At 37.7% G+C, this 14,521-nt stretch carries 12 protein-coding genes and 1 pseudogene; 7 read left to right on the top strand and 6 right to left on the bottom strand.

The annotated features are described in order from the left end of the window. A pseudogene (locus DRF61_RS09235) lies at positions 1-557 on the bottom strand (hypothetical protein); the annotation flags it as partial. 144 nt (positions 558-701) lie between these two features. Here DRF61_RS09235 and proS point away from each other — a divergent pair. The 5 genes from proS to dnaJ all read left to right on the top strand — a co-directional run bounded on the left by proS (position 702) and on the right by dnaJ (position 7,339). Beyond that, entirely contained in the window at positions 702-2,177 is a 1,476-nt protein-coding gene (gene proS, locus DRF61_RS09230) for a proline--tRNA ligase (RefSeq protein ID WP_111956267.1), read from the top strand. Between the two features lie 118 nt (positions 2,178-2,295). After that, a complete protein-coding gene (locus DRF61_RS09225) occupies positions 2,296-3,588 on the top strand; it encodes an OmpA family protein (protein WP_111956217.1) in 1,293 nt (430 codons plus the stop codon). Positions 3,589-3,701: 113 nt separating this feature from the next. Then, a complete protein-coding gene (locus tag DRF61_RS09220; protein ID WP_111956215.1) occupies positions 3,702-5,033 on the top strand; it encodes an Nramp family divalent metal transporter in 1,332 nt (443 codons plus the stop codon). A gap of 544 nt (positions 5,034-5,577) precedes the next feature. Beyond that, positions 5,578-6,114 (top strand): nucleotide exchange factor GrpE, encoded by a 537-nt coding sequence (locus tag DRF61_RS09215; protein ID WP_111956213.1) that lies wholly within the window; start codon positions 5,578-5,580, stop codon positions 6,112-6,114. A gap of 106 nt (positions 6,115-6,220) precedes the next feature. Beyond that, entirely contained in the window at positions 6,221-7,339 is a 1,119-nt protein-coding gene (gene dnaJ / locus DRF61_RS09210; protein WP_111956211.1) for a molecular chaperone DnaJ, read from the top strand. 95 nt (positions 7,340-7,434) lie between these two features. On the opposite strand, the gene DRF61_RS09205 is transcribed toward dnaJ, so the two are convergent. Then, positions 7,435-8,334 carry a DUF808 domain-containing protein gene (locus tag DRF61_RS09205; protein ID WP_111956209.1) on the bottom strand — a complete coding sequence of 300 codons (900 nt, stop codon included), beginning with the start codon at positions 8,332-8,334 and terminating at the stop codon, positions 7,435-7,437. Positions 8,335-8,499: 165 nt separating this feature from the next. On the opposite strand from DRF61_RS09205, the gene DRF61_RS09200 reads away from it, so the two are divergent. Together DRF61_RS09200 and DRF61_RS09195 are read left to right on the top strand one after the other, a co-directional pair. After that, the gene (locus tag DRF61_RS09200) at positions 8,500-9,891 is read left to right on the top strand and encodes a serine hydrolase (protein WP_111956207.1); all 1,392 of its coding nucleotides are present in this window, start codon (positions 8,500-8,502) and stop codon (positions 9,889-9,891) included. A gap of 103 nt (positions 9,892-9,994) precedes the next feature. Beyond that, positions 9,995-10,864 (top strand): alpha/beta hydrolase, encoded by an 870-nt coding sequence (locus DRF61_RS09195; protein ID WP_111956205.1) that lies wholly within the window; start codon positions 9,995-9,997, stop codon positions 10,862-10,864. A 40-nt stretch (positions 10,865-10,904) separates the two neighbouring features. On the opposite strand, the gene DRF61_RS09190 is transcribed toward DRF61_RS09195, so the two are convergent. The 4 genes from DRF61_RS09190 to DRF61_RS09175 all read right to left on the bottom strand — a co-directional run bounded on the left by DRF61_RS09190 (position 10,905) and on the right by DRF61_RS09175 (position 14,502). Continuing rightward, a complete protein-coding gene (locus DRF61_RS09190) occupies positions 10,905-11,600 on the bottom strand; it encodes a DedA family protein (RefSeq protein WP_111956203.1) in 696 nt (231 codons plus the stop codon). A gap of 87 nt (positions 11,601-11,687) precedes the next feature. Continuing rightward, entirely contained in the window at positions 11,688-12,800 is a 1,113-nt protein-coding gene (gene prfB, locus DRF61_RS09185; RefSeq protein ID WP_111956201.1) for a peptide chain release factor 2, read from the bottom strand. Positions 12,801-12,895: 95 nt separating this feature from the next. Continuing rightward, a complete protein-coding gene (locus DRF61_RS09180; protein ID WP_111956199.1) occupies positions 12,896-13,378 on the bottom strand; it encodes a hypothetical protein in 483 nt (160 codons plus the stop codon). Between the two features lie 17 nt (positions 13,379-13,395). Continuing rightward, positions 13,396-14,502: an NAD(P)/FAD-dependent oxidoreductase gene (locus DRF61_RS09175; RefSeq protein WP_202974499.1), complete on the bottom strand. Its 1,107-nt coding sequence runs from the start codon at positions 14,500-14,502 to the stop codon at positions 13,396-13,398. Between the last annotated feature and the right edge of the window lie 19 nt (positions 14,503-14,521).

Below are 14,521 nucleotides of genomic sequence, written 5' to 3'. Positions count from 1 at the left end.
AAAACGAATGCCAGGTTAATCTTATTATTTTTCAAGAAGAGGACGGCATACGAGAACCTCACGGTTCTCGTTGGCTCGGGAATGTGTAGATGAGACGGGCCCCAGGACACTTTAATTCCCCAGCCCCAGCCGCGGTTCATTCCCCAATAAGGACTATAACCGCCATACCATCCCCAAGGAGAACCCCAGGAATTATCATAATAGTTGGTCTGAGACCCGGCAAATGCACCCCAGTCTGAATCGGTAGCGTTCGTGTTCCAGTTATTATCGCTCCATGTACTGTATTTGTTGTCCTGTTCTCTGGAATTAGCCTGCGCATTCTGGATCACATTAGAGTCTTGATAATAATCATAATTTTCTCCTACCCTGTTACCGCCATCATGGATGATTACTCCTTCTGGCAGGGTATCTTTATTAGGGTCGTAGTATACCCCATCGGTCTCCGTGTATCCTCCCATTTGAGCACCACAAGACACAAGCAGCAATCCGCCTGATATTGCCAAAATCCCTTTGGATTTTAACACACCAAGCAAATTTTTATGTATATTTCTTTTCATGATAACGTAAAGATTTTTAATTTAAATTATATTTGCAATCTGTACCAAAAATGTACCAAAACACTGGTAAAAAAATCTATCAAAAATAGATTTTTATTTTTAGATTACAATAATGTACAAAAGTTAAAAAAATTAAAAAAAATAATGGCAAAATTAACCTCAAGAAGCGAAGATTACAGCAAATGGTATAATGAGTTGGTGGTAAAAGCTGACTTAGCTGAAAACTCTGGAGTGCGAGGATGCATGGTGATTAAACCATACGGCTATGCAATCTGGGAAAAAATGCGTGATGAAATGGATAAAAGATTCAAAGAAACAGGTCACGTTAATGCTTATTTCCCGCTTTTTGTGCCCAAAAGCCTGTTTGAGGCAGAAGAAAAAAATGCAGAAGGTTTTGCTAAAGAATGTGCAGTAGTTACCCATTATAGATTAAAAACGGACCCGGACAATCCACACAAACTTATCGTAGATCCGGATGCTAAATTAGAAGAAGAGCTTATTGTACGCCCTACTTCTGAAGCCATTATCTGGAATACATACAAAAACTGGATCCAGTCTTACAGAGACCTGCCGATCCTGATCAACCAATGGGCCAATGTTGTCCGTTGGGAAATGAGAACCCGTTTGTTTCTTAGAACAGCGGAATTCCTTTGGCAGGAAGGGCACACGGCACATGCTACCAAAGATGAAGCTGTGGAAGAAGCTGAAAAAATGAATGATGTATATGCAGATTTTGCAGAAAAGTTCATGGCGATGCCTGTTATTAAAGGACTAAAAACACCGTCTGAAAGATTTGCCGGAGCTGACGAAACCTATTGTATCGAAGCGTTAATGCAGGATGGAAAAGCACTTCAGGCAGGAACATCTCACTTCTTAGGCCAGAATTTCGCGAAAGCATTCGATGTGAAATTCACCAATAAGGAAGGGAAGATTGAACATGCATGGGCAACTTCTTGGGGAACTTCCACCCGTTTGATGGGAGCTTTGATCATGACCCATTCCGATGATTTCGGATTGGTGCTTCCTCCTACCCTGGCTCCAATTCAGGTGGTTATTGTTCCTATCTTCAAAGGAGAAGAGCAATTGGCCCAGATCAGTGAAGTGGCGCTTGATATTGTAGCTAAATTAAAGGCAAAAGGCATCTCTGTTAAATTTGATGATGATACCCATAACAAACCGGGATGGAAGTTTGCAGAATACGAATTAAAAGGAGTTCCTGTAAGAATTGCAATGGGACCAAGAGATCTTGAAAATAAATCTGTAGAAATCGCAAGAAGAGACAACCTGACTAAAGAAGTTCGTTCTATCGAAGGAATTGACACTTATATTCAGGAGTTGTTGCAGACCATACAGAAAGACCTTTATGAAAAAGCATTTAATTTCAGAAAAGATAATATCACAAGAGTAGATACTTATGAGGAATTCAAGAAAGTTCTTGAAGAAAAAGGAGGTTTCATTTATGCACATTGGGATGGAACTGCTGAAGAAGAGGAACAGATCAAGGACGAAACAAAGGCTACTATTAGATGTATTCCTTTAGATGATGATATTGAAGAAGGTATTTCTCTAATCAGTGGAAAACCGTCTAAGAGACGTGTATTATTCGCAAAAGCTTACTAGTAATTTTTACTGATTTTCAAAAACTTTGCTAGAAATTAAATAAATATTTAAAAAAAATGACTTTTGGACAGATTTTTGTTTAAATTTATGCAACATTAATCTAAAAAAATAATTTATTATGTCTTTAAATGTCATTGATTTAATTAAAGGACAGTTAGGTCCCGCTTTAATTTCGCAAGCAGCTTCTCAGTTTGGAGAAAGTGAATCCGGTATTTCAAAAGCAATTGGAGGATTGCTTCCTGCAGTTGTAGGAGGATTAGCCAATAATTCTGATAATCCGGGAGTTTTGGATGCAATTACCAACGCTTCATCAAGCGGAATTTTAGGAAATTTAGTAGGAGGTGCTTCTAGTAATCCTATAATTTCCAATTTACTGACGTCTATTTTTGGAGACAAGATCAGTGGAATAGTGAATGCTATTGCAACCTATGCAGGAATCAGTAATAATTCTTCCAGTTCGCTGCTTAATTTAGTAACAGGAGCTACGGTAGGTACTATCGGAAAATATGCTACTGATAATAATTTAGGCAAATCTGGAATTTCGAACCTGTTAGGTGAACAAAAAGGAATCATTTCTTCACTTTTACCGGCAGGACTTTCCCTAGCATCCCTAAATTTAGGAAGCTGGTTTGGAGGAAGCAGCTCTCATGCTGAAGCAGCTCCAAGACAAGAAGAGCCTAAAATAGAAGTTACAAGAAGTACTACATCTGCAGGAACCAATCCTGACAGAAATAATAATGATGGCGGAGGTTCAATCTGGAAATGGTTGCTTCCGCTTTTACTTTTAATCGCTGCAGCTTATTTTATTTGGAAGCAGTGTGAGAAGAAAGAAACAACTACAACTACCACAGTAGTGGACTCTACAGGATCAACCACTGATACTGCAGCTACCACTGCCCCTGGGGATACTTCCGCAACAACTGCAACAACAACCAGAACAGATGAAAATATTGATCTTAATGGTGTAATGCTGAAAGGATACAAAGGAGGTATGGAAGATCAGATGATTACTTTCCTTAAGTCAGGTGATTATAAAAATGCAGCTGATGATGCAGCATTGAAAGATAAGTGGTATGATTTTGACCATGTAAACTTCAAAATGGGAAGTTCTACTGAATTGGAAGCAGGTTCTCAGGGACAGCTTGATAACTTGGTGGCTATTTTAAAAGCATTCCCGGATGCAAAAATCAAAATAGGAGGATATACTGATAAAACAGGAAATGAAGCTTCTAACGTAAAACTATCTCAGGCCAGAGCTGATTTCATCAAAAGTGCTTTAGCAAAAGCAGGAGTTGGTGCTCAGGCTTTAGGTGCTGAAGGTTACGGAAGCAAATTTGCTACAGTAGATGCTAAAGCTTCCGATGCAGAAAGAGCTGCGGACAGAAAAATGTCTGTAAGATTTGCAAAATAGATCTTTAGAATCTTTAAAAATAGGATCCCGGAAATTATTTCCGGGATTTTTTTATTTACATACTTTCACATTTATATTTATTTAATTAAATTTGTTAGTCATTTCTAACATTTATGAATTTCAAATTAAACAGCGCTTGGCGTAAAGATAAAACATCCCACTCCCTCTCCGAGGTCTATTCCTCTATAAAAGTTCCCCGAAATGCTCCGTTTTGGCGGAAGTATCTGGCATTTGCCGGTCCGGGGCTCATGATTGCCGTTGGATATATGGATCCGGGAAACTGGGCTACTGATATTGCCGGAGGTGCCCAATTTGGGTATACTCTGCTTTCTGTAATTCTTATTTCAAATATTTTCGCAATGGTTTTACAGCATTTATCTGTGAAATTAGGAGTTGTTGCCGAAAGGGATCTTGCTCAGGCCTGTCGTGATCACTTTAATCCTACCACCAATTTTATTCTGTGGGTGTTTTGTGAAATAGCCATTGCTGCCTGTGATCTTGCCGAGGTGATTGGTTCTGCCATTGCATTAAATCTCCTGTTTCATATTCCTCTTACCTGGGGAATTGTGATTACCACAGTGGATGTTCTGATCATTCTTCTGCTTCAGTCCAAGGGTTTCCGATGGATAGAAAGTATTGTAGGCGGACTTATTTTTATTATTTTGGCCTGCTTCATTTATGAAATTATAATTTCAGAACCAGCTTTTAATGAAATCCTTGGCGGATTGGTTCCTCAAAAGGAAATCATCCAGAACCCGGCCATGCTTTATATCGCTATCGGTATTTTAGGCGCCACCGTAATGCCTCATAATTTATACCTGCACAGCAGTATCGTTCAGACAAGAGATTATCCGCGGGACCGGGAAGGTAAAAAGGAAGCCATAAAATTTGCAACTCTGGACAGTACCGTTTCATTGATGCTGGCTTTCTTTATCAATGCAGCCATTCTTATTCTTGCTGCCGCAACCTTTCATACTACAGGAAATAAACACGTGGCAGATATTCATGATGCCTACAAAATGCTGACTCCTATTTTAGGTGCTTCTATGGCAAGTATTGCTTTTGCGATTGCCTTATTGGCGTCAGGGCAAAATTCTACACTTACAGGAACGCTTGCAGGCCAGATCGTTATGGAAGGTTTCTTAAATATCCGGTTAAAACCATGGCTACGAAGACTGATTACAAGACTTATTGCTGTTATTCCCGCTTTAATTGTTGCTATTATTTATGGTGAACAGGGGACAACTGATTTACTGGTTTTAAGCCAGGTAATTTTATCCATGCAGCTGAGTTTTGCAGTAGTTCCCCTGGTTATGTTTACCAACGACAAGACTAAAATGGGAGAATTCGTGAATAAGCCTTTCTTGAAAATATCTGTCTGGCTCATTTCTATTATCATTATTATCCTAAATCTGTACTTACTATACCAAACGTTTACCGGATAGAAAAGATGAAATGTTAATGGTGAATTGTCAATCGTGAATTTTTACCATACCGGTAATTGACCATTAACTTGCGTAGCAAAATTGATCTTTCAAACTTTGAATCGGCAATTGTGAATTTTTACCACACCGGTAATTGACCATTAACTTGCGTAGCAAAATTGACCTTTCACAATTAAAAGTGTAGTGAATAGTGAATTGTCAATCGTGAATTTTATAACAGCCGGTAATTGACCATTAACTTGCATAGCAAAATTGACCTTTCACAATTAAAGGTATAGTGAATAGTGAATCGGCAATTGTGAATCTTATAACAGCCGTTAATTGACCATTAACTTGCATAGCAAAATTGATCTTTCACAATTAAAAGTTTAGTGAATAGTGAATTGGCAATTGTGAACCTTATAACAGCCGTTAATTGACTATTGAATTGCACAGCAAAATTGACCATTCACAATTAATCAGCTTCTTCATTTTCTGCCTTAATGTCCATTTTTTGTATTTGGCAGGTTCTTTGTCAATCAATTCTTTAAATAAATATTGAATTATGGAAAACCAGGATATTAACGAAGAAAGCATCAATAATCAGGAAATAAACAACATTCAGGACGAAGCGGTATCTGAGGACAATGTGACAGCTAAACCTTCTGCAGAAGAACTTTTGGCAGAAGAAAAGGACCGTTATATCAGATTGTACGCTGAATTCGAAAATTATAAAAAAAGAACATCCAAAGAGAAAATGGAATTCTTCCAGTATGCCAACCAGGATATGATGGTTTCTATGCTGGGTGTTTTGGATGACTTTGAAAGGGCTTTAAAAGAAATTGCTAAAAACGGAAATCCATCTGACCTTCAAGGTGTTGAGCTGATCTATCAGAAGTTTAAAAACAAACTCACGGAAAAAGGTTTAAAAGCTATGGAAGTTAATGCAGGTGATACGTTCAACGTAGATTTCCATGAAGCCATTACTCAGATTCCTGCTCCATCTGAAGATCTGAAAGGCAAAATCGTAGATGTTATTGAAACAGGATATACTTTAGGTGATAAAGTGATCCGTTTTGCAAAAGTAGTAACAGGAAACTAATATTAAAATAAATGATAAATGGTGATAGATAATTGATTGGCAGCAGGCTTTAAACCATATGCAATAAACATCAGTTATCATTTATCAGTAATCAATTATAATCAACATGTCAAAAAGAGATTATTACGAAGTTCTTGAGATCAGTAAATCTGCATCAGCTGACGAGATAAAGAAAGCATACCGAAAAATGGCCATCAAATATCACCCGGATAAGAATCCAGGAGATAAAGAGGCTGAAGAAAAATTCAAGGAAGCTGCAGAAGCTTATGAAGTACTGAGCGACGACCAGAAACGTGCCAGATATGATCAGTTCGGCCATGCCGGAATGGGTGGTAATGGAGGTTTCGGAGGCGGAGGCTTCGGCGGAGGGATGAACATGGAGGATATTTTCAGCCAGTTTGGAGATATTTTTGGTGGTGGCTTTGGCGGCTTTGGTGGAAACGGCGGAGGACGTCAGCAGGTGAAGGGATCTAATTTAAGGATCAGAATCAAACTGAATCTTGAAGAAATGGTGAACGGAACACAAAAAACCATCAAAGTAAAAAAAATGAAGATGGCGGAAGGTGCCACCTCAAAAGTATGCCCTACCTGTAACGGTTCCGGTGTTCAGCTTAAAGTGATGAACACCATGTTCGGACAGATGCAGACACAGACTACCTGCAGTACCTGTCAGGGAATCGGTAAAGTGGCAGATAAAATTCCAGCAGGAGCCAATGCACAGGGATTAATAAAAGATGAGGAAGAAATTTCCATCAATATTCCGGCAGGGGCAAGAGATGGTATCCAGCTTAATGTAAGAGGAAAAGGAAATGATGCTCCTTTCGGCGGAATTCCAGGAGATCTTTTAGTGATCATTGAAGAGGAAGTTGATAAAACAATTAAGAGAGAGGGAGATAATCTTCACCAGGAATTATATGTTTCATTTGCAGAAGCAGCTTTGGGAACTAAGAAAGAAGTTCCTACAGTAGGCGGTAAAGTGAAAATTACTGTTGATCCGGGTACACAGTCCGGAAAGATCCTTAGACTGGCAGGAAAAGGCCTTCCAAGCATCGACAGCTATGGAAAAGGTGATATGTTCATTCACATTAATGTATGGACCCCACAAAAACTGACTAAAGAACAGAAAGATTTCTTTGAAAAGCAGATGTCAAGTGGAGAAATGGTTGCAGAACCTTCCGGAAAGGAGAAGACTTTTTTTGACAAAGTAAAAGATTTATTCAATTAATCCGGAGAGGCTTACAAGGCCTCTTTTCATTCAAATATAAAAAAACTCAGCAGTACTGTATTGCTGAGTTTTTTTGTTGTTATATCTGTAAACAATTATTTTTTAAATGCCAGTGAGTAGATTTTCTTCCCTGCCGTAAAAATAGCTACAGCACCTAATCCTCCTATAAGACCAAGAATAATTTCCTTTAAAATAGTCAGAAATTCATTAGAAGACCAGGAAGGTAAAACATGGTGAAGAAATTCAATTCTATGGGCAAAAATACCACCAGCTACCATAATTAAGGCAATTGTCCCGATAACTCCCAAAGCTTTAATAACGATAGGGAGAGCTTTTACCAACAGATGTCCAAGCTTTCCAAAGAACCCTTTATCATTACTTTTTTTGATTAGCTTAAATCCTGCATCATCCATTCTTACGATTAAAGCAACAATTCCGTAAACTCCCACAGTCGCAATAAATGCTACCAAACTGGTTACTAAAATCTGAGTAATGAAAGGATGATTTTCTTCCAAAACTGTTCCTAAAGCAATAATTACAATCTCAATTGATAAAATAAAATCTGTAGTAATTGCCGATTTTACCTTTGCTTTTTCTATCTCTTCATCACTTTTTTCGTCCTCAATAATTTCTTCCACAACTTCATGACCTTCTTTTTCGCGGTGAAAAAGAAATTCTATAATTTTTTCAACCCCTTCAAAAGCTAAATATAATCCTCCGAGAATCAATACGTAATTAATTGCAGGTGCATACAGCCAGTTGAGCAAAAATACAACGGGCAGAATGATCAATTTGTTGATAAATGAGCCTTTTGTAATTGCCCACAAAACCGGAATTTCCCGTGAAGAAAGGAAACCTGTGGCCTTCTCTGCATTCACAGCCAGATCATCGCCAAGGATACCCGCTGTTTTCTGTGTGGCTATTTTACTTGTCACCGCTACATCATCCATCAGTGCCGCGATATCATCTAAAATTGCAAAAAAACCAGATGCCATATTATTTTAATGTTTTTTTAATATATGTTAAGTCGAGCAAAAATAATTATTAAAATCTATTTTCAATTTGTTTCTGGATATTAATTTAAAATATTTTCTGATGATGAGCGGTTTAATTGAAAAAACTCTGCTTACTTTTACCCTGTTAAAAAAAACGGCAATACCATGAACTGTAAACATTATATTTTCTTTTTAGGGTGTATGACTTTTATATCCAGTACATTCTGTTCTCCATTCAAGGCCCAAAATACAACGGATGTTCCCGTGGATAACTTAGAAAAGAAAAAAAAGGAAATAGATGGGATTATCAGGGCTTATTCTGCAATTAATAAATTTAATGGAACAGCACTGATCCATTATCAAAATAAAACCATCTTTGAAAAATCTTATGGCTGGCAGAACGCAGAAAAGAAAATTCCTAATCAAAACAACAGCATTTACCAGATTGCTTCTTTAACGAAATCTTTTACTGCATTAACTATCGTAAAGCTAAGCGAGGAAGGAAAACTCTCTGTAAAAGATCCTATTTCTAAATTTATTGCAGGTTATCCCAGAGGAAATGAAATTACAGTCGAGCATCTCCTCACCCACACTTCAGGAATTTATGAACCATTGCGAAACAAGGAATATTTCCGTCTTCTTCATACGGGAGAAAGCATTAGCCCAAATAAGGAAATTTCCTTTTTCAAGGACGAGCCTTTAGATTTTGAACCGGGAAGCCAGTTTTCATATACCAATTCGGGATATATTCTGCTTGGAGTTATTATTGAAAAAATTACAGGCCTTTCTTATGAAGATGCTGTGAGAAAATTCATCTTAGATCCCCTGAAAATGAATCATACCGGCTTTGATTACCCAGCTTTGAAAAGTCCGGACAAAACCGTTCCTTACGCTTACCTTTCAAAAACAAGACAGGAAAAAACAGAAATATGGAATCCTGAATTAACAGCCTCTGCAGGGCAGATTTACAGCACAGCTGAAGATCTTTACAAATACTATAAAGGACTCAGAGATTATAAGATTGTTTCTAAAGAAACGTTCAGGAAAGCAACAACACCTTTTCTAAGCGGCTACGGCTACGGCTGGTTTATTGATGACCTTTACGGAAAAAAAGTGATTAATCACGGAGGAAATATTGAAGGTGCGACAAGTTATTTGGCGATGATTCCTGATGATGACATCTGCATTATACTGCTCAACAATATTACCAGTAAAAAGCTGGAGAAAGCGGGCAATACGATTCTGGGTGCGCTTTTAAATCAACCTTATGAGCTTCCAAAGCCAAAAAAAGAAATACTCCCGGACGATTCTATTCTTAAAAAATATGCGGGTAATTATAAATTGTCGGAAGATAATACAATCCATATTTTGTATGAAAATGGGCAGCTTTTTATTCAGAATAACAACGAACCAAAAGTAAGAATGCTGGCTGAAAATGACCATTCGTTTTTTCTGCAGGATGACGACAGTGAAATTACCTTTATTTTCAAAGAGGGCGAGAAAGGTGTAATTACCATCAAAAAAGGACTTTCATCAAAGACAGGAGAAAAGCTTTAAGCCTTAATTTTTCTCATCTCTGTGTATGAATATTGGATTCCTACCTATCAAAAATCATTATCTAAAAGCCTTACTTACTATAATTTTTCTGTAATTTTAATTAATGAAAAAGCTCATTCTGAGATACCATTTCTTTGTTGTAGGATGCCTTAGTTTCGTGCTGCAGTCATGCAATACAAAATTCAGGGTCTGGGTAGGCACCGGCGGACAGCAGAAGATATATAATTTAAAATACGGGGAGCATAAAAGGCAGAAAATGGACGTTTTTCTTCCGTTGGATTATGCACAAGATGTACCTATAGTACTTATTGTACATGGTGGTGCCTGGACTCTGGGAAAAAAGGAACACATGATCCAGGTGCAGAAAATGCTTTTTGAACATAAGATTCCGAGCATCAATATGAATTACAGGCTTGTTTCAAAGCGTAAAAATATCACTTATAAGCAGCAGCTGGAGGATATTGGCGCTGCTATTGAAAAGTTTAATTCCCTGGCTGAAAAAGCAGAGCTTCAACCCAATAATTATATTCTGCTTGGGGAAAGTGCCGGCGGTCATCTTGCCCTGCTCTACGGATACAAACATCCTGAACAGATCAAAAAAATTATTTCAATGAGTGGTCCGACGGATTTTTACAGCCCGGAATACCTGAAATCATTTTATTCAAAATATACTTCTCCAACCTTCCAGAAAGTGGTAGGAACAAAATTTGACCGTAAAAATATATCTGAAGCATTTAGAGAAGCGAGTCCGATTGCCAATATATCCAACGTTCCCACATTACTTTTTCAGGGTAATAATGACTTTCTGGTGAATCAGCATCAGGGACTATCTATGGATTCTGCGCTTACCGAACAGAATGTAATCCATAAACTTGTTTTTATGAAAAGAACAGGTCACGCCCCGAGGTTTTTCAGCAAAATAAAAAGAGACAGCATTATCTATCCGAATATTCTGGAATGGATAAAAAAATAACCTGCCGGAAAGACAGGTTATCTATATTGTTTTATATTTTTTATTCAGGATCTTTGTCTTCGTATTTAGAGAAGTCTTCTTTCTTCCCAAAAACAAATTTGATGATTACCGGAAGTGTTGTTACTAACACGATGATGATGATGATCAGTTCCAGCTTCTCTTTTAAATTGATTCCGAACTGCTCCTGGAAAAGCTTGTCCAGATAATGTCCGGCAAAGATGAGGATGAATGACCAAAGAACTGCGCCGATAATATTATCTCTTAAAAATTCTTTTTTGTCCATTTTCACAATACCCGCAACAATTGGAGTAAAGGTTCTTACCACCGGTAAAAATCTGGCCATAATGATCGCCAGTGCTCCGTGCTTTTCAAAAAAGTCATGGGCCTGATAAAGGTATTTCTTCTTAAACAGCATGGTATCCTGCTTTTTATATAAAGCGGGACCTGTTTTCACTCCAAAATAATATCCAACCTCATTCCCAATAATAGCGGCAAGTGCTACACAGGAAGCCAGAATAGTCGTATCTAAAAAGTCGCTCCCAGTGGAGCCAAAAGTCTCTTTGATAATTTCAACAGCGTAAATTCCTGACACAAACAGTAATGAATCTCCGGGCAGGAAAAATCCTACAAAAAGACCTGTTTCAGCAAAAACAATAAATAAAATAAGCCAGAACCCACCCATTTTGATATAAAACTCGGGGTTCAGTAAATCTCTCCAGCTATTGAAATCTTCCATATATAACGATTAACAACAAAAGTAAGCGTAAAAAGTCTTAAACAAAAATTAATTATAAGATTTTAACTAAAATAAGGACATGATATTTTACAAGTCCATATCATCGTCTGAAACAGCGGTACCATCGGCCATGAGGTAAGCTTTCAGGAATGGCGTAAGATTTCCGTTCATGACGGAATCCACGTCTGAAGTTTCGTGACCGGAACGAACATCTTTCACCAGTTTATACGGATGCATCACGTAGTTTCTGATCTGGCTTCCCCATTCTATTTTCATTTTATTGGCCTCTATCTCGTTTCTTGCTTTCATACGTGCCTCAAGCTCCATTTCATAAAGTCTTGAACGAAGGAGCTGCATGGCTTTTTCTTTGTTCTGAAGCTGGGAACGCGACTCTGAGTTTTCAATAATAATTCCGGTTGGTGCGTGGCGAAGACGTACGGCAGTTTCTACCTTGTTGACGTTCTGTCCCCCGGCTCCGGAAGACCTCATCGTTTCAAATGAAATATCGGCAGGATTAATGTTAATTTCAATGGTATCGTCCACTAAAGGGTAAACATATACTGAAACGAAACTGGTATGGCGTTTTGCATTGCTGTCGAAAGGGGAAATCCTTACGAGCCTGTGTACTCCGTTCTCACCCTTCAGATATCCGAAGGCATATTCACCATCAATTTCCAGTGTAACGGTTTTTACTCCGGCTACCTCACCTTCCTGATAGTTAAGCTCACGGATTTTATAGCCTTGTTTTTCTGCCCACATGGTATACATTCTCATCAGCATCGAAGCCCAGTCGCAACTTTCCGTACCTCCGGCTCCTGCAGTAATCTGAAGAACAGCAGAAAGCTCATCTCCTTCATTGGAAAGCATATTTTTGAATTCCAGGTCTTCTATTTTTTCTACAAGCTGTGGAAATGTTTCATCCAGCTCTTTTTCAGAGTCCGGATCTTCTTTGGCAAATTCTGCAAGAACCTGCAGGTCCTCAAACTGGGTACTGATCTCTTCATAATCCTCTACCCATCTTTTTTTGGAACGTAACTGCTTCAGAAATACTTCGGCTTCTTTTGGATTGTCCCAAAATTCGGGTGCAGCGGTTTTTTCATCATCATTCGCTATTTCTATCTTCTTTTTTTCGATCTGAAGGTATTTATATAAGTCGCCAATTCTGGACTGAACTTCTTTTATCTGGTCGTTGTTGATCACGAATTTGTTATTTTATGCAAAAATACGGAATTCTTTTAGAGTGACGAGATTTTGAATTTTGAGTTGATCGTTTTTTAAAACCCTATTGGTAATATTTATTCACTGATTATTTTAGCATCAAAATTCTTTTCGAAGTATTCTTTTGATTTTTTACTTTCACTTTTAAAACCATACATCGTTAAAGCATAAACAAATAATAACATGAACATAGGCGAAAAAAATTCCAAAGATTTCAAATCTTCCATGACTAGGATGCCTATTAAAAACAATACAACAAATCCACACCAGAAAATCAAGAAAACAAATACAATCCAATGCAATTGCATGGTAATCTTTATCTGTGTTTCACCATTGTTTTTCTGAATGGTTCCGCTTATTTGAGGAAGGAAAGAATTTCTGTTTTTGATAACTCTTTGGATTTCAAAACTGTTATTATTCACAGATCCTTCATATTCCTTTATTGGGTTCCTTCCAAAACCAAATTTTCTGGGTTCAACAAAACTTGAAAGCCTTGTTATTACTTCCTGTTCGGACAAATTTGTTCTATAAATGATCCGTTCAAAAGGTAAATATTTCATTCGTCATAATTTTATATTTAAATCATTTCAGCCATTATTTCTCCTATTTTCGGGGCCAGCGCCACTCCCATTCCTGAAAGCCTTACGGCACAGAACTGCCTTTCTGAAAGCTGTTTTACAATCGGTATTTTTTCTGAACCCATAGCCATAATTCCAGACCAGCGAAGCGCAATCTTAAAGTCTTGCCCTGGTAAAATAACTTCTTTTAAAAAGTTTTCCAAATGTTTCTGTAGAAATTCTGTGGTTTCAAAAACGGTTGTTTCTTCGGTTTTAAAATCCTGATTTCTTCCGCCGCCTAAGAGAACCCTGCTTCCAAGGTTTCTGAAATAATAAAATCCTTCGTCATAATGGAATGTCCCTCTGAGCTTTAATCCATCAATTGGCTCGGTTAAAAGAATCTGTCCCCGTGCCGGGATAATTTCTTCTTTTTCAAGAAACTTTGCACTGAAAGCATTCGTACAGTAAATAATCTGATCCGACTTTACAGAAAGATTTTCCGAAAGACATATCTCAATTTCTCCTGTATTCTCATCAATGTTTTTCACTTCTGTTCCAAACAGGAATTCGACTTTCAGTTCATTGCATTTTTCTAAAAGCTTCTGCAATAATTTTCCGGAATGCAAACTTCCTTCACAGGGATTTTCTACCAAAAACTTAGATTTCCCAAGACCGAATTCTTCGATCTTCTTCTGGTTAAGAAAATAGGTTTTTTCGAGACCGGTTATCTCTTTCAGCTTTTTATTGACCGTATCTAATTGTTGTAAAGATTCATCATTATTTAGAATTTCATAGCCTCCATTGAGCTCAAAATCTATTTCGCTGTCCTTAAAATATTTTCTGATCTTCTGGAGCCCTTCAAACCTCATCTTAACAAGAGCAAGTGTTTTTTCCCAGCCCATGTTGCCGGAATCGGCAATGACTTCCGTTAAGCTTCCAAAGCAGGCAAAACCGGCGTTTCTAGTTGAAGCTCCAAGCGGAACGGTATTTCTTTCAATAATTAAAACAGATTTTTCAGGATATTTTTCCTTAATGGATATAGCAGTCCAAAGCCCGGAAAATCCTGATCCGATGATGACCATATCTCTTTTTCTGTAAAAGGTTTCCAGTTCCCAGATGCTGTTCATTTTTTGTACAATGTAGAAT

This window comes from Chryseobacterium lathyri, assembly GCF_003290185.1.
GTDB classification, from domain to species: Bacteria; Bacteroidota; Bacteroidia; order Flavobacteriales; family Weeksellaceae; genus Chryseobacterium; species Chryseobacterium lathyri.
Note: the sequence above shows the minus strand (reverse complement) of the source record. Positions and strands in the feature narration are given on the sequence as shown.

Coding starts and splice junctions, on each gene's coding strand:
- DRF61_RS09220 (WP_111956215.1), top strand. CDS start 3,702: ATGAATTTCAAATTAAACAGCGCTTGGCGTAAAGATAAAACATCCCAC.
- proS (WP_111956267.1), top strand. CDS start 702: ATGGCAAAATTAACCTCAAGAAGCGAAGATTACAGCAAATGGTATAAT.
- DRF61_RS09180 (WP_111956199.1), bottom strand. CDS start 13,378: ATGAAATATTTACCTTTTGAACGGATCATTTATAGAACAAATTTGTCC.
- DRF61_RS09205 (WP_111956209.1), bottom strand. CDS start 8,334: ATGGCATCTGGTTTTTTTGCAATTTTAGATGATATCGCGGCACTGATG.
- DRF61_RS09175 (WP_202974499.1), bottom strand. CDS start 14,502: ATGAACAGCATCTGGGAACTGGAAACCTTTTACAGAAAAAGAGATATG.
- DRF61_RS09190 (WP_111956203.1), bottom strand. CDS start 11,600: ATGGAAGATTTCAATAGCTGGAGAGATTTACTGAACCCCGAGTTTTAT.
- dnaJ (WP_111956211.1), top strand. CDS start 6,221: ATGTCAAAAAGAGATTATTACGAAGTTCTTGAGATCAGTAAATCTGCA.
- DRF61_RS09215 (WP_111956213.1), top strand. CDS start 5,578: ATGGAAAACCAGGATATTAACGAAGAAAGCATCAATAATCAGGAAATA.
- DRF61_RS09225 (WP_111956217.1), top strand. CDS start 2,296: ATGTCTTTAAATGTCATTGATTTAATTAAAGGACAGTTAGGTCCCGCT.
- DRF61_RS09200 (WP_111956207.1), top strand. CDS start 8,500: ATGAACTGTAAACATTATATTTTCTTTTTAGGGTGTATGACTTTTATA.
- DRF61_RS09195 (WP_111956205.1), top strand. CDS start 9,995: ATGAAAAAGCTCATTCTGAGATACCATTTCTTTGTTGTAGGATGCCTT.